Genomic DNA, 20375 nt, shown 5'->3' with positions numbered 1-20375 from the left:
AGCTGACGTCATCGAACGCATCTTGGCTGACGAGAAGAAGAACCGTTAAGTTCAAACGGCCTTCGGCGAATGCTTACCTCGCTGGTGCGGGGTCAGGCAAAACAAGCGTCATCACCGCGAAAGCCGCCTACCTGCTGAAATCGGGTATCCGTGAACCTGGAGAAGTTCTTCCATTGGCCTTTGGGAAAGAGGCCGCAAATGAGATGGCCACGCGCATAGGCCGGGCGTGTAACGTGCCAGTCAAGGCGTGGACATTCCACGCGTTGGCCTACCACATCATCGGTCAGGTAGAGGGCACGAAACCACCTCTTGCTTCACATGCCGGGGACCAGAAGCGGTATTCCGACGTGATCCAGCGGATTCTTCGGCACCTAGTCGCGACGGACGAAAAGATTACGAATGTGATCGTCGATTGGTTCACTCAGTTCCCCATCGAATGCGGTGGCGAATGGGACTACGATACCAAGCACGCTTGGTATACCCATGTGGAAAGCCTCAATCTTCGAACGCTTCAAGGCGAAAAGGTTCGCAGCTACGAAGAGTTCCTGATCGCCAACTGGTTGTATCGAAACGGTATCGAATATGAGTATGAGCCGCAGTACGAACATCGCCTGCCAGATTCGGGGCGGCGAGGTTATACTCCAGATTTTCGCCTGACCGAGAGCGGCATCTACCTCGAGCACTTTGGTGTCAGAAAAGCCAAGTCACCAATTGGCTTTGGAGAGATGCTTGTCACGGCGCCGTTTGTCGATCGCAAGGATTACCTAGAGTCGATGGAATGGAAGCGAAAAGTCCATTCCAGTTTTGAAACTCAACTCATCGAAACCTACAGCTACGAACGTCAAGAAGGCCGCCTCCTCGGGGCGCTGGCCGAAAAGCTTGATTCACATGTAACGCTGCGGCCGCGGCCGATTGAGACCATCTATGACCGCGTCGTGGAGATGGGGCATATCGATAGTTTTACGCAGCTGCTTGGCACGTTCCTGCTTCAGTTCAAGGGTGGCAGCTATACCCTGGCCGCATGCCGATCGAAGGCGGACAAGTTTAACATGGGCGAGCGCGGCAGAGCGTTTCTTGCGGTGTTTGACCCAGTGCTCCGCCAATATCAGCATGAATTGGGCGAGAGGATCGACTTCGAGGACATGGTTCTTCGGGCCGCTGGATACGTCGAGAGCGGGGCGTATCAAAGCCCGTTCCGGCATATCCTCGTTGACGAGTTCCAAGACATCTCGCAAGATCGGGCGCGTCTTGTTGGCGCCTTGAAGGCTCAGCATGAGGACGCCCGGATTTTCGCGGTTGGGGATGACTGGCAGTCGATCTACCGCTTTGCGGGTGCGGACATCCATATCATGCGCAGCTTTGGCCCCAAGTTCGGCGGCGAGTTCGGCCTCCAGAAGGATATCCATCAAGTCGTGGACCTCGGCCGGACTTTCCGGTCGGTGGACAAGATCGCTCTCGCAGCGCAACGGTTCATTCGTCAAAACCCCGCACAGATCGAAAAGACTATCATTCCGGCCGGTGCCGCAGAAGGCCCGGCGCTGCGTGTCGTTTGGACGAAGAAGGCCAAACAGGAGAATGAACTTCTTGAAACCTTGGCCAATCTGACGGAACTCAGGGCCGAGGATCGCGGGTCCGGCAAGGTGGCCAGCGTTCTTCTTTTGGCAAGGTATCGTCACGAGCGGCCCGACATGGCGGCTATCGGTCAAAAGTTCCCAAATCTGTCGTTGAGCTTTAAGACGATCCACGGCTCAAAGGCGCTGGAAGCCGATCACGTCGTCATCCTTGGGTGCAACAATGGCAAGTATGGTTTCCCGTCCGAAATCACCGATGACCCGATCCTGAGCCTTGTCTCACCGGAAGGAGAGCCATTCCAACACGCCGAAGAACGGCGGATCATGTATGTGGCAATGACCCGCGCACGCTCAACCGTCTCGCTGCTGGCGTCTGAAGCCGAGCCCTCATGCTTCGTTCGAGAATTGGTTTCAGATACTGAGTACGGTCTCGCGACATCGACCGGGTCGATGGCTGGACATGTGCCCTGCAGCGAATGCGGTGGGCGCTTGCTTCCAATGCCTGCCCGGGATAGCAGAGTATGGTTCCGATGCGAGCACCGCCTCATGTGCAGCAATTACGTGCCCGCCTGCAGTCATTGCGGGATCGGGATGCCGACGGTTTCGGGGCCTTCGGGGCCTTCGGGGATACTCGAATGCTCACATTGCGGTGCCAGCCACCATGAATGCCCCAAATGCTCGAATGGCTGGCTTGTAGAGAGACATGGGCGCTACGGCGATTTCTTCGGCTGCATCCGTTACTCCGATTGCCATGGAAAGGCCTCTGTGTCGGAAATCAAATCACGTGAGGCGGGACAAATTGAAGGGGTGGGCGACATCGAGCAGGCCGCTATCAGGCCGAGTGCCAAATCAAGATGACATTGTGAGCGAGAAATTCAGCTTGTCACAATCCCTGCGGCCCCGAGACAAAAGTTGATTGCTAATCAGGGTCGCGCAAACAAGAGCAGAAAGAGAAAGGAAAGTCAGTGTTTGGCCTTTTCAAGAAGGAAACCCAGAGTAAGCTTCGCGTCATGGGGCACGATTTGGATGTCGTTTCGATAACTCTAGGCGGAAAAATACTTTTCACTGGAGAAGCGGCCCGAAATTTTCCCAAAGACCACTTTGAGGGCAAGATCATGGAGGTCGCATTTGTTTGCAAATCTGGCAGCCCATATTTTGCCTATTATACCTGCCCGGATTACTACTTCGCGGTTGCAGCACCTGGTGGCTCTGCATCTTTTGGAGGGCCCTTCGAGACCGAGAAATTCCGATCAGCTGCATCGCAAGCCATCGGGGCCTTTCTGGTCAAATGTTTGAAGGACACCCTGAAGGTTGATGCTAGCCGGGAAATTGTCTCTTTCAGCCATAATAGCGCCCACACAAACGTCCTCGCTTATATCTCTTCGATGAGTAGCTGGGCCCCGATCCAGCACAACGATGCGGAAGGTGACGATGCATCTGAGAGAAAGGCAGCGGCCGTCGATAGTGGCCGGGTCAAACTGTCTGACGTCATCGCAGTAAACGAACTGTCTCCGTCAGCGTAGCGGCGGTGTACCATCCCGTGGCCGCACGAGCGGCTTCGCCCATTGGTCTGAAGCGTCGGACCCTTAGAATTGGGTTTCTCAAATGCGATGTTTGCTATGCTGCGCATCGCGGTCATTGATGTGATGCGCAGCGAACTTCCGCTCCTCGCCCACTCTGTCGCTGGCCCCTGCTGGCGATGGCTCGGGACGAGTGTCGAGTTTGGGCTGGCACCTGCCGAATGCAGGTGCAGTATCCGGCCACTGCCGGCGGTCGATGCGGGCTCGAACCCGTCATCTGGCCTTTTCAGTGGGCCACCACTACGCGCTTTGCGGGATGGAACGCGTCCGTCCCGGCCAGTCTGCTAGGCCGTGCAGATGCGCTCGGCCCTCGTGGCGTATTCGGTGTAGTTGCGCCAGAACCGTTCGTCGCGCGCGCGGTCGGATTGCCGGATCACCTGTGCCGCATGTGGATCGGTGTAGAATCCCACCGCGCGCCGCTGATCCGCTGACGACAGCGTGTCGTTCGCCACCGCCTGGATGCACCCGCACAGCGCCTGCGAGCGGGCCTTGCGATCCGATGTCAGGCAGGCATTCGACAGCGGGCCCGAGGCCATGGGTTGAACGGCGCGTGTATTGCCCTCGAACCGGTTCACGCCGCCACAGCCGGCAAGGCCGAGAATCACGCTGAGCAGAACGATTTTCTTCATGGCTGATCCCCAGATCATTCCGGACCGCCCGCAGTCGCGGTCATCAATATCATGGCGTGCTTGCCGCATCGACGGATGTTTTTCAATCACGGATATCACGGCCCCCGTGGCCGGAAAACGCACGGTATCGTCGCAGGGGGACGGCGCCCGGCAGGGTCGTGCCGATCCGTGTGGCCATGGCGCCCCGGCGATCCGCCGTGCAACGTCGCACTGGACCTTCGCCGCCAAATCCGCCATATCGGTGACATGCAATCCCGGAGGTTCTGATGGGTATTCTCGACACGCTGCTGCGCTCCGTGACTTGGTGGAACGGTCAGACGCTCAACACGCAGTTCTACACATGGCGCAATGGCGTCAGGGTTGGCGAGGACGCGCAGGGAAACATCTTCTACCAAACCCGGGACGGCAAGCGTCGCTGGGTGATCTACAATGGAGAGCCCGAGGCAAGCCGGGTCGATGCCGACTGGCACGGCTGGCTGCATCACACCTTCAAGGAACCACCCACCGAAAGGCCGCTGCCGCACAAGTCGTGGGAAAAGCCGCATATCGAGAACCTGACGGGGACGGCTCTGGCCTACGCGCCGGCCGGCTCGATCCGGCGCACGGCACCGGTGGAGCGGCGCGATTACGAAGCCTGGACGCCGGACTAGGGACGCCGCACATGACCGAAAGCAGGACCGAGAGTCTGGTCGGCGGTATCGTGCTGGCCGTTGCCGTAGGCTTTCTCGTCTATGCGGGCCAGACCACGGGCATGACCCGAAGCGGCGCGGAATACGAGCTTGGCGCGAGCTTCCGCAGCGCCGACGGGGTGAGCGTGGGCACGGATGTGCGCCTTGCCGGGGTCAAGATCGGTCGCGTGACCGATATCACGCTCGATCCTGAAACCTACCGTGCCGTGACGGTGTTTACCGTGGATGACGGCATCAAGGTGCCAGAGGACAGCGCCGTGTCGATCTCGTCCGAGGGGCTTCTCGGGGGCAATTATGTCGAGATCCTGCCGGGTGGCTCGCCGTTCTATCTCGCGGCGGGCGACGAGATTGAATTCACGCAAGGGTCGATCAGCCTCATCTCGCTCTTGACGCAGTTCGTATCGGGCGACGACGGTGCGTCGCAATGACGCGCGCGCTGCTGACCTGTCTTGTGCTGACGCTGGCCGCGCCCGGTGTCGCCCAGGAACCCGCAACACGCGGGCAGGGCGCGATCCTGCGCGGTCTCGACCGGGTCAACGGGCATACACAGGATTTCGACCTGTCGAATGGAGAGGCGGTAGAGTTCGGCACCTTGCGCGTGCGGCTGGACGAATGCCGCTACCCGTCGGAAAACCCCGAGGGCGATGCCTACGCATTCGTGACGGTACATGAAACCGTCAAGGACGAGCGGATCTTCTCGGGCTGGATGCTGGCCTCGTCGCCCGCGCTCAACCCGCTGGAGCATCACCGCTACGATGTTTGGGTTCTGCGGTGCAGGACATGACGCGGGTCGGGATCGAACCGCGTATCGGTGACGTCCACCTCTAGTCCAAGCGCGTGATGCAAGTACCGGCGATAGGAATTGCGCGGGATCTCGCGCCCACCCAGCCGCGCCAGATGCGGGGTGATGAACTGCGTGTCGAACAGTTTGAAGCCACAGCGCAACAGGTGGTCGGTCAGATGCGCAAGCGCCAGCTTGGATGCATCCGTGCGCCGCGAGAACATGCTTTCCCCGAAGAAGGCCCCGCCAATAGCCACGCCGTACACCCCTCCGGCAAGCGCGCCATCCTGCCGGATTTCCAGCGAATGCGCGTGGCCGGTCCGGTGCAGCGCCATGTAGGTCGCGTGGATCGGCCCGCTGATCCATGTATCGGGCCGGTCGGCGCAGCCACGCAGCACCCCCTCGAAATCGGCGTTGAGTGACGCCGCGTAGGCCCCCCGCCGCATGCGCCGCGCGAGGCTGCGCGAGATGTGGAATTCGTCCAGCGGCAGGATGCCGCGATATGGAGGATCGACCCAGAAGACATCCGGGTCGTCGCGATGCTCGGCCATCGGGAAAATGCCCGCCGCGTAGGCCTGAAGCAACAGCGCGGGGGTCAGCGCGGGTGCCATCGTCAGGCTTGCAGATTGGTTTCCAGCCAGTGTTCCAGCCAGTGAATGTTATAGTTTCCGGTCTGGATGGCCTCTTCCTGCAAGAGCGCATGGAAAAGCGGTATGGTGGTGTCCACGCCGTCGATGATCAATTCGCCAAGTGCCCGCGCCAGACGGGTCAATGCGCCCTGCCGGTCGGCCCCGTGCACGATCAGCTTGGCGATCAGGCTGTCGTAATGCGGCGGAATCTTGTACCCGTCATACAGCGCCGAATCCATCCGCACGCCAAGCCCGCCGGGGGCGTGAAACTGCGTGATGGTGCCCGGACGCGGCGCGAAATCGGGCAGCTTCTCGGCGGTGATGCGGACCTCGATGGCATGGCCGTTGATGCGCAGATCCTCTTGGCTGAACGACATCGGCAGGCCCTCGGCCACGCGGATCTGTTCCTGCACAAGGTCGACACCGAAGATCGCCTCGGTCACCGGATGCTCGACCTGCAGGCGGGTGTTCATCTCGATGAAGAAGAACTCGCCGTTCTCGTAGAGAAACTCGATCGTGCCGGCGCCGCGATAGTTGATGCTGGCGCAGGCCTCGGCGCAGATCGCCCCGATGCGCGCCCGTTCCTCGGGCGTGATGCATGGGCCGGGGGCCTCTTCCAGCACCTTCTGGTGGCGGCGCTGAAGCGAGCAGTCGCGTTCGCCCAGATGCACGGCGCGGCCCTTGCCGTCGCCGAATACCTGAACCTCGATATGGCGCGGGGTGGCGAGGTATTTCTCGATATAGACCTCGTCATTGCCAAATGCCGCCTTGGCCTCGGACCGCGCGGTGTGAAAGGCCCGTTCGAGGTCCTTGGGGCCTTGCGCCACCTTCATGCCGCGCCCGCCGCCGCCCGCGGTGGCCTTGACGATCACCGGGTAGCCGGTCTCGGCACACAGGGCCTGCGCGGCGTCGAGATCGACAATCCCCCCCTCGGAGCCGGGCACGCACGGCACGCCAAGGGCCTTCATCGTCTCCTTGGCGGTGATCTTGTCGCCCATGATGCGAATATGCTCGGCCGAGGGACCGATGAAGGTCAGGTCGTGATCCTCGACGATCTGCACGAAATTGGCGTTTTCCGACAGAAAGCCATAGCCGGGATGGATGGCCTGCGCGCCCGTCACCTCGCAGGCGGCGATGATCGCCGGGATCGACAGATAGCTGTCGGCCGAGGGCGGCGGCCCGATGCAGACCGATTCGTCGGCCATGCGCACATGCATCGCGTTGGCATCGGCGGTGGAATGCACGGCGACCGTCTGGATGCCCATCTCGCGGGCGGCGCGGATCACGCGCAGGGCAATCTCGCCCCGGTTGGCGATGAGGATTTTCTCGAACATGCGCGCCGGCCCCTATTCAATGATCATCAGGGGGGCACCATATTCCACCGCCGCGCCGTCCTCGATCAGGATCCGGGTGACGATGCCCCCGCGCGGTGCGGGGATATGGTTCATCGTTTTCATCGCCTCGATGATCAGCAGCGTGTCGCCCTCGCTCACGGTCTGGCCCACGCTGACAAAGGACGGGGCGCCCGGTTCGGCCTGCATGTAGACGCTGCCGACCATCGGCGAGGTCACGGCGCCGGGATGGCTTGTCGGATCTTCGACCGACAGCGGCGCGGCGGCCGCGGCGGGCTGCGCAGGCTCGGCCGCGGCAGGTGCGGGGGCCGCGCTGACCTGCGTGGTCACCGTCTCGCCGCGTCGGCTTACGCGGACGTTGAGGGTGTCGTCCTGTCCGTATTCGCGCTTGACCGACAATTCCGTCAGGTCGTTCTCGTTAAGCAACTCCGCAAGGGCCCTGATGAAGGCCACGTCCGATACATGGGATTCGTTCGACATTTGATTCCTCGGCCATAGCGACGTGGCCCCACTTCGGACGCGTCGCATTTTATTCACAGGGTGTATAGGGCAAGGCGCGACCTGAGAAAAGCCGCCATTATGACCGTATCCGGGCACAATGTCCCAATTCGGCGGCTTCGGGGCCCCATTCGGCCCGCCCGTGTGCTTGTTCTCGCCCCTGTTCGACGTTAGCAAGCCCCGTATATGCGGTCGCAGCCTACCCGCTCAAAACAAGGACGAACCATGAAGACGATTGTCATCTGCTCTGGCGGGCTCGATTCCGTGTCGCTGGCCCATCGGGTCGCGCAGGAAGATACGTTGATCGCCCTGCTCAGCTTCGATTACGGGCAGCGCCACGTGAAGGAGGTCGAGTATGCCGCGGCCTGCGCAGCCCGCCTCGGGGTGCCGCAAAAGGTCGTGGATATCCGCCAGATCGGCGCCGCGCTGTCGGGATCGGCGCTGACCGATGATGTGGCGGTGCCCGACGGGCATTACGCCGAAGACACCATGAAGATCACCATCGTGCCCAACCGCAACGCGATCATGCTGACGGTGGCCTTCGGCATGGCCGCGGCGCAAAAGGCCGATGCGGTCGCCGCCGCGATGCATGGCGGCGATCATTTCATCTATCCCGATTGCCGCCCCGCGTTCACCCGCGCCTTCCAGACCATGCAGGACGCGGCCCTCGACGGGGTGGCAGACGTGCGGCTGCAAACGCCCTATATCGATGGCTCCAAGGCCGATATCGTCGCCGATGGCGCACGCCACGGCGTGCCGTTTGCCGAGACATGGTCGTGCTACAAGGGCGAGACCCGGCATTGCGGGCGCTGCGGCACCTGTGTCGAGCGGCGCGAGGCGTTCCACCTCGCCGGGGTCTCCGATCCAACCGACTATGCCGATCCCGACTATTGGCGGGCGGCGATCGCCGAAAGGGGGGCGTGATGTACCGGATTACCAAGGAATTCCACTTTTCCGCCTCGCACCAGCTTGTCGATCTGCCTGCGACCCATCAATGCGCCCGGCTGCACGGGCATAACTACATCGTGGTGATCGAACTGGCGGCCGAGGATCTGACCGGCCACGGCTTTGTGCGCGACTACCACGACCTGGCAGAGCTGAAGGTCTATATCGATGACACGCTTGACCACCGGCATCTCAACGATGTGCTGGGCGACGATTGTGTCACCGCCGAACGCATGGCGCGGCATTTCTACGAGTGGTGCCGCGCCCGCTGGCCCGAGGTAACGGCCGCAAAGGTCAGCGAGACCCCCAAGACATGGGCGGAATACCGGCCGTGACCGACCTCATCCGCGTCTCGGAACTCTTCGGCCCCACCATTCAGGGCGAGGGGGCGCTGATCGGCCAGCCCACCGTCTTCGTGCGGACGGGCGGCTGCGATTACCGTTGCGACTGGTGCGACAGCCTGCACGCCGTCGACAGCGCCTACCGCGCGACGTGGACGCCGATGACGGCGGATGCCGTGATGGCCGAGGTCGCACGGCTGTCGGGTGACCGCCCCCTGATGGTCACGCTGTCGGGTGGCAACCCCGCGATCCAGCCGTTGGGGCCGCTGATCGAACTGGGCCATGCGCGCGGCTACCGCTTCGCGCTGGAAACGCAGGGCAGCGTGGCGCGCGACTGGTTTGCGGATCTCGACATGCTGGTTCTCAGCCCCAAGCCACCCTCTTCGGGTATGGAGGTGGACTGGGGCGATTTCGAGGCATGCCGCGACGCGGGCCGTGGCGCGCCAACCGTGCTCAAGATCGTGATCTTCGACGAGGCGGATTACCTCTGGGCGCGCGAGGTGGCGGGGCGCTATCCCGATCTGCCGCTCTACCTGCAGCCGGGCAATCACACACCGCCGCCACCCGACGATGACAGTGCCGTCGTGGATCAGGGCGGCATCGACGCCCGGATGCGCTGGCTGGTGGACCGGGTCGTCGGGGACGGATGGTTCACCGCCACGGTGCTGCCGCAACTGCATGTGACGCTCTGGGGGAACCAGCGCGGTGTCTGAAGGAGACCAGAAATGAACGACGACATCTACAAGGATCTCAAGCAGTTGGGCGGCGCGGCGCAGATCCCGCAAAACCCCGATGCGGCGGTGCTGGAACGGGTGCGGAACCCGCAGGCCGACGTGATCTACAACGTGCGCTTCACCGCGCCGGAATTCACCTCGCTTTGCCCGATGACCGGACAGCCGGATTTCGCGCATCTGGTCATCGACTACGTGCCCGGTGACTGGCTGGTAGAGAGCAAATCGCTGAAGCTTTACCTCACCAGCTTTCGCAATCACGGCGCCTTCCACGAGGATTGCACGCTGACCATCGCGCGCCGGCTGGTCGATTTCCTCGATCCCCAGTGGCTGCGAATCGGTGGCTACTGGTACCCGCGCGGGGGTATTCCCATCGACGTGTTCTGGCAGACCGGCACCTGCCCCGACGGCGTCTGGATCCCGGATCAGGGCGTGCCGCCCTATCGGGGGCGGGGCTGACGCACCGCGCCGCGCAGGTCAGGGCAGATCCGTCTCCGGCAATATGCGAAAGAACGCGCCCCCGGACCACAGGCCGAACCATCCGTTCTGCCGATCGCCGATCTCGGCCAGCCGGTAAAAGCTCTTGCGGTCGATCAGCGCGTCAAGTCCGGCGCGCACCATGACATAGGGCGACGGCTCGCCAGTGGTATCCGCATGGGTCACGCGTATCGGATGTTCCGGGCCGGCGGTGACGTGATCGCCGACATTGGTCTCGAAGGTCAGGGACATGTCCGGCCCGTCGCCCGTCACCTCGAAATCCACGGCCACAAAGGGCGCGTCCTCGACGGTGATCCCCACCTTTTCCACCGGTGTGACGAGAAAATAGGCATCGCCGTCGCGTCGCAGGATGGTCGAGAACAGCCGCACGAGTCCCGGCCTGCGAATCGGCGACCCTTCGTAGAACCATGTCCCGTCACGGGCGATCCGCATGTCGATATCGCCTAGAAAGGGCGGGTTCCACTCGTGCACGGGTGGTAGGCCGCGGCCCGTCGCGGCGCGCACAGAGGCGGCGATACCGTCGACCGAGGGCGTGGTGAGGGATTTGTCGCTCATTGGTTTTGCCATTCCTGTTACGCACGATATGTTGCTTTGTACGGATATAGAACCCTGAGGAGTTTTGCCATGAACGACGACCTCGATCTTCTCGCCGGTCTCGACGCGCTGGAGGGCAAGCTGGCCGAGGCGCGTCAGTCGATCACGCGGCGCTTCGTCGGTCAGGAACAGGTCGTGGACCTGTCGCTTGCGGCGCTTCTCAGTGGGGGGCACGGCCTGCTGATCGGGCTGCCGGGGCTTGGCAAGACGCGGCTGGTGGAAACCCTCGGTACGGTGATGGGGCTTGATACAAACCGGGTGCAATTCACCCCCGACCTGATGCCCGCCGACATACTCGGCAGCGAGGTGCTGGAGACATCCGACGACGGGGCGCGCGCGTTCAAGTTCATCGAGGGGCCGATATTCTGCCAGCTTCTGATGGCCGACGAAATCAACCGCGCCAGCCCGCGCACGCAATCGGCACTGCTGCAGGCGATGCAGGAGCGGCAGGTGACGGTAGCTGGCCAGAACCGCCCGCTGACCCCGCCGTTCCATGTGCTCGCCACCCAGAACCCGATCGAACAGGAAGGCACCTATCCGCTGCCCGAGGCCCAGCTCGACCGGTTTCTCGTCCAGATCGAGGTGCCCTATCCCGACCGCGACACAGAGCGCGCCATCCTCGTCGCCACAACCGGCATCGAAGACGAAGAGGCGCATGCCGTCTTCACCCCGGCCGGGCTGATCGACGCGCAAAGGATGCTGCGTCGCATGCCGGTGGGCGAGACGGTGATGGAAGCCATCCTCGATCTCGTGCGCGCCTGTCGTCCCGATGATCCAACCGCAAATGACCGGATCCGCGAAAGCGTGGCGTGGGGGCCGGGGCCGCGTGCCGCGCAGGCGCTGATGCTGACGGTGCGCGCGCGGGCGATGCTGCAGGGCCGGCTGGCCCCCGATGCGGGCGACGTGGCGGCGATGGCGCAGCCGGTGCTGGGGCATCGCATGGCGCTCAACTTTGCCGCACGGGCGCGGGGTGACAGGCTTGATGCGCTGATCGCGCGCACGGTCGAGGAAATCACGCACGCGCAGGCCGCTGCCTGATGTCCGACCCCGTCGCTCATCCTCCGCGTTCCGACGCCCTGCGTCCACGGGCCGAGGCCGAGGCCGCGCGCCTGCCGCCGCTTCTGGCGCGCGCCGAGCATCTGGCGGGGACCGTCCTGCTGGGCGAACACGGGCGCAGGCGGGCCGGGCCGGGGGATGATTTCTGGCAATACCGCCCGGTGCAACAGGGCGACAGCCGCCGGATGATCGACTGGCGGCGGTCCGCCCGCTCTGATGTGGAATTCGTGCGCCAGACCGAATGGCAGATCGCGCAAAGCGTCATGCTCTGGGTCGATCCCGCCGCCTCGATGCGGTTCACCAGCGATCCCGGCCTACCTGAAAAGGCGGATCGCGCGCGCTTGCTGGCGCTGTCGATCGCCGTGTGTCTGGTGCGCGGCGGCGAACGGGTGGGCCTGACCGGCATATCCCTGCCGCCGCGACGCGGTCAGGCACAACTGACCCGGCTTGGCCTCGCGCTGACCGAAGACAGTGCCGAGGATTACGCGATCCCCGACATGACCGGGCTGGTGCCGCAGGGGCGCGCGCTGCTGATATCCGATTTCATGGGGGATCTGAGCGGGCTGCGCCAAGCGTTGACCCGCGCGGCTGATCGGGGCGTGCGCGGCGTCGTCTACCAGGTGCTGGATCCGGCGGAAGAGGCGTTTCCCTATCGGGGACGCACCATCTTTGAAAGTATGGGCGGCAGCATGGCGCATGAGACGCTGAAGGCCGGAGATCTGCGCGACCGCTACCTCGCGCGGCTGGCCGAGCGCAAGGCCGAGCTTGCCGGTCTTTGTGCTGCGACTGGTTGGCGTCACGGCCTGCACCACACGGGCGACAGCGCGCAATCGGCCCTTCTGTGGCTGTACCGTGCGCTCGACAAGGGGGTGGCGGGCTGATGCTGGGATTCGCGGCACCCTGGCTGCTTCTGGCGCTCGCCGCGTTGCCGGTGCTGTGGTTCATCCTGCGCGCCGTGCCGCCGGCGCCGATCCGCCGCCGCTTTCCCGGCGTTGCTCTTCTGCTGGGGCTGACGGATGACGACACGGTGTCTGATCGCACGCCGTGGTGGCTGTTGCTGCTGCGGATGCTGGCGGTGGCGGCGGTGATCGTCGGGCTGGCCGGGCCGATCCTGAACCCGCGCGGCGAAGACGACATGGCCACGCGCGATCCGCTGTTGATCGTCAGTGATGCAAGTTGGGCCAGCGCCCGCGACTGGCAGGCGCAGATATCGGTGATCGACGGGCTGCTGGCCGAGGCGGGACGCGCCGGACGGGCCGCAGCGATCCTCGATCTGGCCGACCCCGATCCGCCGGTGTTCCAAGCCGCCGAGACGGTGCGCGCCCGCCTGCCGGGGCTTGCGCCCGCGCCGTGGGGGCCTGCGCCCGACACATTCGCCGACGCCGCCGACATGCTGGACGAAACCGGCATCGAGACGCGCTGGATCTCTGACGGCCTGAGGCATCCGGGCCGCGAGACGCTTTTGTCGGCGCTCGAGGCGCGCGGCCCCGTCACCGTGCATGAAAGCCCGCGCGCCATCTTCGGCCTGCGTCCCGCGCAGCTTTCGGACGGCATGGTGGACCTGACCGCGCTGCGCGCCCGACCCGGCCCGGCCCGCGAGATCACCGTCAACGCGCACGGGCGCGATCCGGCCGGCACGCCGCGTGTGCTTGCCACCCTGCCGATCCGCTTCGAGGACGGCGCGGCACAGGCCAGCGGCGCGCTGTCGCTGCCGCCCGAACTGCGGGCCCGCATCACCCGGTTCGAGATCGCCGGCATGGATCAGGCCGGCGCCGTGACATTGCCCGATGACGGGCTGAAACGCCGCGAGGTGGCGCTGATCGCGGGCCGCGAGGACCGCGAGGGGTTGGAGCTTCTGTCGCCGCTGCATTACCTTCAGCAGGCCTTCATGCCGACCGCCGACCTGCTGGACGGCGGCTTGATGGATGTGCTTCCGGCCAATCCCGACGTGATCGTGCTGGCCGATGTCGCGACGCTGTCGAACGCGGAAGAGACGGCGCTGACCGAATGGATCGATGCCGGCGGCGTGTTGCTGCGCTTTGCCGGGCCGCGCGTCGCGGCCAGTGACGTGTCGCGCCGGCAAGAGGCGCCGCTGATGCCGGTACGCTTGCGTGCCGGCGGCCGCACCGTGGGCGGCGCGATGAGCTGGGGAGAGCCCAAGACCCTTGCGCCCTTCCCTGATGGAAGCCCGTTCCGGGGCCTCGCGATCCCGGATGACGTGACGATCAATGCGCAGGTCATGGCGCAGCCGGACCCGACCCTGGCCGAGCGTGTGATCGCCCAGCTCAGCGATGGCACGCCGTTGGTCACGCGCAAGCGGATCGGGTCCGGGCAGGTCGTGCTGTTTCACGTCACCGCAAATGCCGAATGGTCGTCTTTGCCGCTCTCGGGCCTTTTCGTGCAGATGCTGGAACGGATCGCAGCCAGTTCGGCCATGGCCTCGCCGGACATGGCTGAACTGGCCGGCACGACGTGGCAGCCGGTCGAGGTGCTGGACGGCTTCGGGCGTCTTGGCGATGCCGGCACACGGGCGGGCGTCGCCGGCGAGGATCTTTTGCAGGCCGCGCTTGGCCCGGACCTGTTGCCGGGGCTTTACGACGGGCCCGAACGCCGCGTGGCGCGCAACGTGATCGGCGCCGACACGACGCTGGCGCCGGCCACATGGCCCGCGCGCATCCCGGTCGAGGGGCTGGCCCGCGCCCCAGAGCAGCCGTTGGGCGGGTGGCTTTTGGCGATGGCGCTGATCCTTCTGACCGCTGATATCGCAGCCTCGCTGGCGCTGTCGGGCCGGCTGTGGCCCGCGCGCGCCACGACCGGCACCGTGGCACTGCTGTGTCTCGTACTCGGTCTCGCCGCGCCGACGACAGCACGCGCCCAAGACTCGTCCCAGACCGATGAGGCCCGCGCGGTCGAGGCCACGTCAGAGGTCGTGCTTGCCCATGTGCTGACCCGCAACACGGCGGTGGACGATGCCGCCCGCGCCGGTCTGCGGGGCCTGAGCCGCACGCTGACATTCCGCACCACGGTCGAGCCCGCGGCCCCGATCGGGGTCGATCTGGAGAATGACGATCTGGCCTTCTATCCGATCCTTTATTGGCCGATCGCCACCGATCAGCCGATTCCGTCGGACGCGGCCTATGCCAAGCTCAACGCCTACCTGCGCAGCGGTGGCATGATCCTGTTCGACACGCGCGACGCGGATATCGCGGGCTTTGGCGCGTCGTCGCCCAACGGGGCCAAGCTTCAACGCCTTGCGGAGCCGCTCGACATCCCGCCGTTGGAGCCTGTCCCCGAGGATCATGTCCTGACGCGTACCTTCTACCTGCTGGGCGATTTTCCCGGCCGCCATCAGGGTCGCGATGTCTGGGTCGAGGCCGCTCCCCCCGATGCCGAACGGATCGAGGGGATGCCGTTTCGCAACCTCAATGACGGCGTCACCCCGGTGGTGATCGGCGGCAATGACTGGGCCTCTGCCTGGGCGGTTGACGAGAGGGGTGACCCGATCTTTCCCGTCGGGCGCGGCTACGCCGGCGAGCGCCAGCGCGAAATGGCCTACCGGTTTGGCGTCAACCTCGTGATGCATGTGCTGACCGGCAACTACAAATCCGATCAGGTGCATGTGCCGGCGCTTCTCGACAGGTTGGGACAATGACCGGCAGCGTGATCTTCGACCCGCTTTTGCCGATCTGGCTTATTGTGGCGCTTGTGGCCTTGGTCGCGGCGGGGCTTGGCCTTGCAGTGTGGCGGGGGCTGTCGGGCTGGGCGTTTCGCGCGGCGGCGGAGCTGGCGCTTCTGGCGGCGTTGGCGGGTCCGAGCTATCAACAAGAGGACCGGACCCCGCTCAGCGACATCGTCCTGCTGGTCGAGGATCAAAGCGCCAGCCAAGGTCTTGCCGACCGAACGGCGATGACCGCCGACATGGCCGACACGCTTGCCGACCGTATCGCGTCGCGTGACAACACCGAGATACGGCGCATCACCGTGCCCGACGCACCCGAGAATGGCGGCACGCGCGCGATGACAGCCCTGTCACAAGCCATGGCCGAGGAGCCGTTGGGGCGGATCGCCGGGGTGATCCTGCTATCCGATGGCCGTGTCCACGATATGGAAAGCGCCCCGGACATTCCCGCGCCGCTGCACCTTCTGCATAGCGGGCGCGCGGATGACTGGGACCGGCGACTGCGGATCGACAACGCGCCGGCCTTTGCCATTCTCGACGAAGAGGTACGCCTGACGCTGAGTATCGAGGATGATGGCGCGGCCCCCGAGGGTGTGACGGAGGTGCCGCTGGATATCTCGATTGACGGGGCGGATGCGCGCCGTTTCACCGTGCCCCTGGGCGAAGAGATCACCCTGCCGGTGACCCTGCCGCATGCCGGGCGCAACGTGCTGCAATTCACCACCCCCATGGCGGAGGGCGAGCTGACCGACCGCAACAACACCGCGCTTGTGCAGATCAATGGCGTGCGTGACCGCCTCAGCGTGCTTCTGGTCTCGGGCGAGCCGCATCCCGGCACGCGAACATGGCGCAACCTTCTGAAATCCGACAGTTCCGTCGATCTGGTGCATTTCACGATCCTGCGTCCGCCTGACAAGCAGGACGGGGTGCCGGTGCGGGAACTGTCGCTGATCGCCTTTCCGACGCGGGAACTGTTCCTTGAAAAGATCGATGACTTCGATCTCATCATCTTTGACCGCTACAAGCGGCGCGGAATCCTGCCCGGTCTCTACCTCGACAATATCAGGCAGTATGTCGAACAGGGCGGTGCGGTGCTATTGGCGGCAGGGCCGGATTTCGCCGGGGCCGAAAGCATCTATCGCGGCCCGTTCGAGCAGATCGTGCCCGCCCGCCCCACCGCGCGCGTGGTCGAAGAAGGCTACCGCCCCACCGTGACAGAGCTTGGCGACCGCCACCCGGTGACCGCCGGGCTGGTGCGCGAGTTCGGGCGCGACTGGGGTCGCTGGATGCGCCAGATCGAGGTGACACCGACCGGCGGCGACGTGGTGATGTCGGGTGCCGAGGATCGGCCGCTTTTGCTGCTGGACCGTGTGGGCGAGGGGCGCGTGTCGCTGCTGGCATCGGATCACGCCTGGCTTTGGGGGCGCGGGTTCGAGGGCGGCGGGCCGCAACTCGCTCTGCTGCGCAGGCTGGCGCACTGGATGATGAAAGAACCCGAGCTGGAAGAGGAATCGCTGCGCGCCGAGGCTTTGGGTCAGCAGATGCGCGTCATCCGCCGGTCGCTGTCGGACGAGGTGGGGTCAGTGACGATCACCACGCCCTCGGGCGAGGTGGTGGAACGCGATCTCGAAGAGGTCGCACCGGGCCGGTTCGAGACGCTTTATGACGGTCCCGAGATCGGTCTTTACCGCCTGGAGAACGGCGAGCAGAGCGCGGTGATCGGTCTTGGTCCGGCTGCCCCGGTCGAGTTCGAGCGTACGATTGCCACCGACGACGTCCTGCGCCCCGCGATCGACGCGACGAATGGCGGCGTGCAGGCGATGACCGACGGTGTGCCGCGCATCCGCGAGGTGCGGGCGGGCCGCCCGGCGGCCGGACGCGGCTGGATCGGTCTGACCCCGCGCGGGGCCTACGAGACGGCGAGCGTCAGCCAGATGTCGCTGTTGCCACCGTGGCTGGTTCTTCTGTTGGTGACGGGTCTGATCGTCGCCGGCTGGCTGCGGGAAGGTCGCCGGTAAGCGGTCACAGCGTGGCCCTGAGGTCGCGCTCTGGGCTTGCTCTTGACGCGCAAGACTGCGGCTGAGACCCTTAAGGCATGCATGAAAGGGATCGGGGCGCGACAGCGGCCCCATTGATACCCCCCTTGTGCCAGAGCGTTGTGATCCCGACCTAGGGAATACGAGAGGCGCCCAGTGCGCGAACACACCAGCCGGGTTGCCATGACATCCGACTGCCCAAGCGGGCGCTGTGGTCGGTCCTGGATTTACGAGTTCGAATCCTTAAAACTTGAAACATATCGGACAGGTTTTGCGTTAAAAGAGGCACAAACAGGCCGACAGGAACACAAACATACCCAGAATGACGGATTTTCTGACCATATCGTATCGCAGCAAGGGGGTCTTGACCGATCCGGTCAACGAGGTTGCCTCGATTGTCGCCCAAAGTCAGCCGAGGAACGCGGCGCTTGGTATCACTGGCATATTGCTCTTTGATGGCAGGTATTTCATGCAGACAATCGAAGGACCGCCCGCGACAACCACGGATCTTTTCCAGAGCATAGCCAATGATGACAGGCACGAAGATATCAGGCCCTTTGGAAGGCATGAACTCGAAGAGCGGGATTTTCCCGATTGGCACATGGAGCTGCTCGGCCCGGATGAAACGGCGCGGATCGTGCCCGACCTGAAAATGTTCGGTTTTTCGTATCGACGGTTGCGCGAAGTTCAGGCCATGGCGGCAGAGGTCGCAAAGCAAAAGCGCGCCCGGCGGACGTACCATTGACGGTCACGACCCCTCACCCCCGTCACGTGCCGCAAAGATAGCACAGCCCCGCGATGGCCCGGATACCAGATGCCGCCATGCGCCTTGACCACAGTGCGGGCGCATGGCTGACAGATGCGTCTCAGCGCCTCACAGGGGTCGCTTTAACCAGCGTGCCAGCACGCCGATGATCCCCTCGCGGAACATCAGCACACCGATGACGAAGATAACGCCCTGAATGATCGTGACCCAGGCCCCGAAGGTCGCCAGATAGTTCTGCATTGTCACGATGATGCCCGCGCCGACCAGCGGTCCGAAGATCGTGCCCATGCCGCCCAGAAGGGTCATCAACACGACCTCGCCCGACATCGACCAGTGCACATCGGTGAGCGTGGCCAACTGGAACACCTGGCTTTTGGTGGCACCGGCCACACCCGCCATCGTCGCCGACAGCGTGAACACAATGAGCTTGTAGCGGTTCACGTCGTAGCCGAGCGAAATGGCGCGCTGCTCGTTCTCTCGGATCGCCTTGAGCACCTGACCGAAGGGCGAATGCACGATCCGGTACAGCATGAGAATGCCGCCGAAGGTGATCACCAGCACGAAAAAGTAAAGTGCCATGTTGTCGGCCAGCGGGATCAGGCCGAACAGGTCGCCGCGTGGTACGCTTTGCAGGCCGTCCTCGCCGCCGGTGAAGTCCGCCTGAATCGCGATGAAATAGACCATCTGCGCAAAGGCCAGCGTGACCATCGCGAAATAGATCCCTTGCCGGCGAATCGCCAGGGATCCGATGGCAAGGCCCAGCACGCCCGCCGCCGCGGCACCGCACAGGATCGAAAGTTCCGGGGTCAGCCCCCAGACCTTGGCGGCATGCGCGGCGACATAGCTCGCGCTGCCGAAATAGGCGGCATGGCCGAACGACAACAGCCCGCCAAACCCCAGCAGCAGGTTGAACGCCGCCGCGAAAAGGGCAAAGCACATCACCTTCATCGCGAAGACCGGATAGACGAAGAATGGCAGCCCGATCAGAAAGACCAGCAGCACGGCAAAGATGATCTTGTGCAGCATGGGCATGCCGGCGGATTCTGCCACCGGCGCGGTGTCGGTGGTGTTTTGGTCCAAAGCCATCAGACGGGCCTCCCGAACAGTCCTTCAGGTTTCAGCATGAGGACGATCGCCATGATGACAAAGATCACGACGGACGACCCCTCGGGATAGAACACACGTGTCAGGCCCTCGACGATGCCGAGCATGTAGCCGGTCAGGATTGCGCCCATGATCGACCCCATGCCGCCGATCACGACCACGGCGAAGACGACGATGATAAGCTGCTCGCCCATTATCGGGTTGACCGAATAGATCGGCGCGGCCAGCACGCCGGCGAACCCGGCCAAGGCCACGCCGAACCCGTAGGTCAGGGTGATCATCAGCGGCACGTTGACGCCGAAGGCACCAACCAGCGTGGGATTCTCAGTGCCGGCGCGCAGGTAGGCGCCCAGCCGTGTCTTTTCGATCATGAACCACGTGCCGAAGCACACCAGAACGGACGCGACCACGATCCAGGCGCGATAGTTGGGCAGGAACATGAAGCCGAGGTTCTGCCCCCCCGACAAGACGTCGGGGATCTGGTAGGGCAGACCGGACACGCCGTAATAGTTGCGGAACAAACCCTGGATGATGAGGGCCAGACCGAAGGTCAGCAACAGCCCGTAAAGATGATCGAGATGGTAGAGACGTTGCAGCATCGTGCGTTCCAGCACCATCCCGAAGGCGCCCACGATCAGCGGCGCGAGGATCAGCGCGGGCCAGTAGCCGATACCGAGATAGTGCAGCAGCATCCACGCCACGAACGCCGCCGCCATGTAGAGCGCGCCATGGGCGAAGTTGATGATGTTGAGCAACCCGAAGATCACGGCCAGTCCCAGAGACAGCACCGCGTAGAACGACCCGTTGATCAGCCCCAGCAGAAGCTGGCCCAGCAGGACCTGCGGCGGTATTCCCAGAAGCTCGAACATTGCGGCTATCCTTGGCTTGGTCTCGGG

Annotated in this window: 21 protein-coding genes; 14 read left to right on the top strand and 7 right to left on the bottom strand. The window is 64.0% G+C overall.

Annotation, left to right across the window (positions count from 1 at the left end; translation table 11 throughout):
* Both ACROSR_RS08670 and ACROSR_RS08665 read left to right on the top strand, forming a co-directional pair.
* A partial coding sequence (locus ACROSR_RS08670; protein WP_432684074.1) for a UvrD-helicase domain-containing protein occupies positions 1 to 2429 on the top strand: 2429 nt, incomplete at its 5' end.
* A 107-nt stretch (positions 2430 to 2536) separates the two neighbouring features.
* Positions 2537 to 3094 carry a hypothetical protein gene (locus ACROSR_RS08665; protein WP_432684072.1) on the top strand — a complete coding sequence of 186 codons (558 nt, stop codon included), beginning with the start codon at positions 2537 to 2539 and terminating at the stop codon, positions 3092 to 3094.
* A 341-nt stretch (positions 3095 to 3435) separates the two neighbouring features.
* On the opposite strand, the gene ACROSR_RS08660 is transcribed toward ACROSR_RS08665, so the two are convergent.
* Positions 3436 to 3780, bottom strand: coding sequence for a hypothetical protein (locus ACROSR_RS08660; RefSeq protein ID WP_432684070.1), 345 nt, complete (start codon positions 3778 to 3780; stop codon positions 3436 to 3438).
* A gap of 266 nt (positions 3781 to 4046) precedes the next feature.
* Here ACROSR_RS08660 and ACROSR_RS08655 point away from each other — a divergent pair, with 266 nt between their 5' ends.
* The 3 genes from ACROSR_RS08655 to ACROSR_RS08645 are packed head-to-tail and all read left to right on the top strand — an operon-like array spanning position 4047 to position 5253.
* Positions 4047 to 4430 carry an NADH:ubiquinone oxidoreductase subunit NDUFA12 gene (locus ACROSR_RS08655; RefSeq protein ID WP_432684068.1) on the top strand — a complete coding sequence of 128 codons (384 nt, stop codon included), beginning with the start codon at positions 4047 to 4049 and terminating at the stop codon, positions 4428 to 4430.
* A gap of 11 nt (positions 4431 to 4441) precedes the next feature.
* Entirely contained in the window at positions 4442 to 4897 is a 456-nt protein-coding gene (gene mlaD / locus ACROSR_RS08650) for an outer membrane lipid asymmetry maintenance protein MlaD (protein WP_432684066.1), read from the top strand.
* Entirely contained in the window at positions 4894 to 5253 is a 360-nt protein-coding gene (locus tag ACROSR_RS08645; protein ID WP_432684064.1) for a DUF2155 domain-containing protein, read from the top strand. Before mlaD ends, ACROSR_RS08645 begins: the two co-directional genes overlap by 4 nt.
* Here ACROSR_RS08645 and aat read toward each other — a convergent pair.
* The 3 genes from aat to accB are packed head-to-tail and all read right to left on the bottom strand — an operon-like array spanning position 5220 to position 7711.
* Positions 5220 to 5861, bottom strand: coding sequence for a leucyl/phenylalanyl-tRNA--protein transferase (gene aat / locus ACROSR_RS08640; protein ID WP_432684062.1), 642 nt, complete (start codon positions 5859 to 5861; stop codon positions 5220 to 5222). The two genes, ACROSR_RS08645 and aat, sit on opposite strands and share 34 nt — an antisense overlap.
* Before the next feature lie 2 nt (positions 5862 to 5863).
* The gene (accC, locus tag ACROSR_RS08635; RefSeq protein WP_432684060.1) at positions 5864 to 7213 is read right to left on the bottom strand and encodes an acetyl-CoA carboxylase biotin carboxylase subunit; all 1350 of its coding nucleotides are present in this window, start codon (positions 7211 to 7213) and stop codon (positions 5864 to 5866) included.
* 12 nt (positions 7214 to 7225) lie between these two features.
* Entirely contained in the window at positions 7226 to 7711 is a 486-nt protein-coding gene (accB, locus tag ACROSR_RS08630) for an acetyl-CoA carboxylase biotin carboxyl carrier protein (RefSeq protein ID WP_432684058.1), read from the bottom strand.
* Positions 7712 to 7954: 243 nt separating this feature from the next.
* On the opposite strand from accB, the gene queC reads away from it, so the two are divergent.
* Genes queC through queF form a run of 4 tightly spaced genes read left to right on the top strand, consistent with a single transcriptional unit; the run spans position 7955 to position 10205 of the window.
* Entirely contained in the window at positions 7955 to 8653 is a 699-nt protein-coding gene (gene queC / locus ACROSR_RS08625; protein ID WP_432684056.1) for a 7-cyano-7-deazaguanine synthase QueC, read from the top strand.
* A complete protein-coding gene (locus ACROSR_RS08620; RefSeq protein ID WP_432684054.1) occupies positions 8653 to 9009 on the top strand; it encodes a 6-pyruvoyl trahydropterin synthase family protein in 357 nt (118 codons plus the stop codon). Before queC ends, ACROSR_RS08620 begins: the two co-directional genes overlap by 1 nt.
* The gene (gene queE, locus ACROSR_RS08615; RefSeq protein WP_432684052.1) at positions 8988 to 9728 is read left to right on the top strand and encodes a 7-carboxy-7-deazaguanine synthase QueE; all 741 of its coding nucleotides are present in this window, start codon (positions 8988 to 8990) and stop codon (positions 9726 to 9728) included. The genes ACROSR_RS08620 and queE overlap by 22 nt, the downstream gene beginning before the upstream one ends.
* Before the next feature lie 12 nt (positions 9729 to 9740).
* The gene (queF, locus tag ACROSR_RS08610; protein WP_432684050.1) at positions 9741 to 10205 is read left to right on the top strand and encodes a preQ(1) synthase; all 465 of its coding nucleotides are present in this window, start codon (positions 9741 to 9743) and stop codon (positions 10203 to 10205) included.
* An 18-nt stretch (positions 10206 to 10223) separates the two neighbouring features.
* On the opposite strand, the gene ACROSR_RS08605 is transcribed toward queF, so the two are convergent.
* The gene (locus tag ACROSR_RS08605) at positions 10224 to 10799 is read right to left on the bottom strand and encodes a DUF1285 domain-containing protein (protein WP_432684048.1); all 576 of its coding nucleotides are present in this window, start codon (positions 10797 to 10799) and stop codon (positions 10224 to 10226) included.
* Between the two features lie 69 nt (positions 10800 to 10868).
* Between ACROSR_RS08605 and ACROSR_RS08600 the strand changes: the two genes are divergently transcribed.
* The 5 genes from ACROSR_RS08600 to ACROSR_RS08580 all read left to right on the top strand — a co-directional run bounded on the left by ACROSR_RS08600 (position 10869) and on the right by ACROSR_RS08580 (position 18354).
* Positions 10869 to 11876 carry an AAA family ATPase gene (locus ACROSR_RS08600; protein ID WP_432684046.1) on the top strand — a complete coding sequence of 336 codons (1008 nt, stop codon included), beginning with the start codon at positions 10869 to 10871 and terminating at the stop codon, positions 11874 to 11876.
* Positions 11876 to 12775 (top strand): DUF58 domain-containing protein, encoded by a 900-nt coding sequence (locus ACROSR_RS08595; protein ID WP_432684045.1) that lies wholly within the window; start codon positions 11876 to 11878, stop codon positions 12773 to 12775. The genes ACROSR_RS08600 and ACROSR_RS08595 overlap by 1 nt, the downstream gene beginning before the upstream one ends.
* Positions 12775 to 15546, top strand: a complete 2772-nt coding sequence (locus tag ACROSR_RS08590; protein WP_432684043.1) for a DUF4159 domain-containing protein — start codon at positions 12775 to 12777, stop codon at positions 15544 to 15546. The genes ACROSR_RS08595 and ACROSR_RS08590 overlap by 1 nt, the downstream gene beginning before the upstream one ends.
* Entirely contained in the window at positions 15543 to 17591 is a 2049-nt protein-coding gene (locus ACROSR_RS08585; protein ID WP_432684041.1) for a hypothetical protein, read from the top strand. The genes ACROSR_RS08590 and ACROSR_RS08585 overlap by 4 nt, the downstream gene beginning before the upstream one ends.
* A gap of 340 nt (positions 17592 to 17931) precedes the next feature.
* Positions 17932 to 18354, top strand: coding sequence for a BLUF domain-containing protein (locus tag ACROSR_RS08580; protein ID WP_432684039.1), 423 nt, complete (start codon positions 17932 to 17934; stop codon positions 18352 to 18354).
* A 129-nt stretch (positions 18355 to 18483) separates the two neighbouring features.
* On the opposite strand, the gene ACROSR_RS08575 is transcribed toward ACROSR_RS08580, so the two are convergent.
* Both ACROSR_RS08575 and ACROSR_RS08570 read right to left on the bottom strand, forming a co-directional pair.
* Entirely contained in the window at positions 18484 to 19461 is a 978-nt protein-coding gene (locus ACROSR_RS08575; RefSeq protein ID WP_432684038.1) for a branched-chain amino acid ABC transporter permease, read from the bottom strand.
* Positions 19461 to 20348 (bottom strand): branched-chain amino acid ABC transporter permease, encoded by an 888-nt coding sequence (locus ACROSR_RS08570; protein ID WP_432684036.1) that lies wholly within the window; start codon positions 20346 to 20348, stop codon positions 19461 to 19463. Before ACROSR_RS08570 ends, ACROSR_RS08575 begins: the two co-directional genes overlap by 1 nt.
* Between the last annotated feature and the right edge of the window lie 27 nt (positions 20349 to 20375).

This window comes from Roseovarius tibetensis, assembly GCF_050896375.1.
Taxonomy (GTDB): Bacteria; Pseudomonadota; Alphaproteobacteria; order Rhodobacterales; family Rhodobacteraceae; genus Roseovarius; species Roseovarius tibetensis.
The sequence above is the reverse complement of the archived record's forward strand: the minus strand, read 5'-3'. Positions and strand labels throughout refer to the sequence as shown.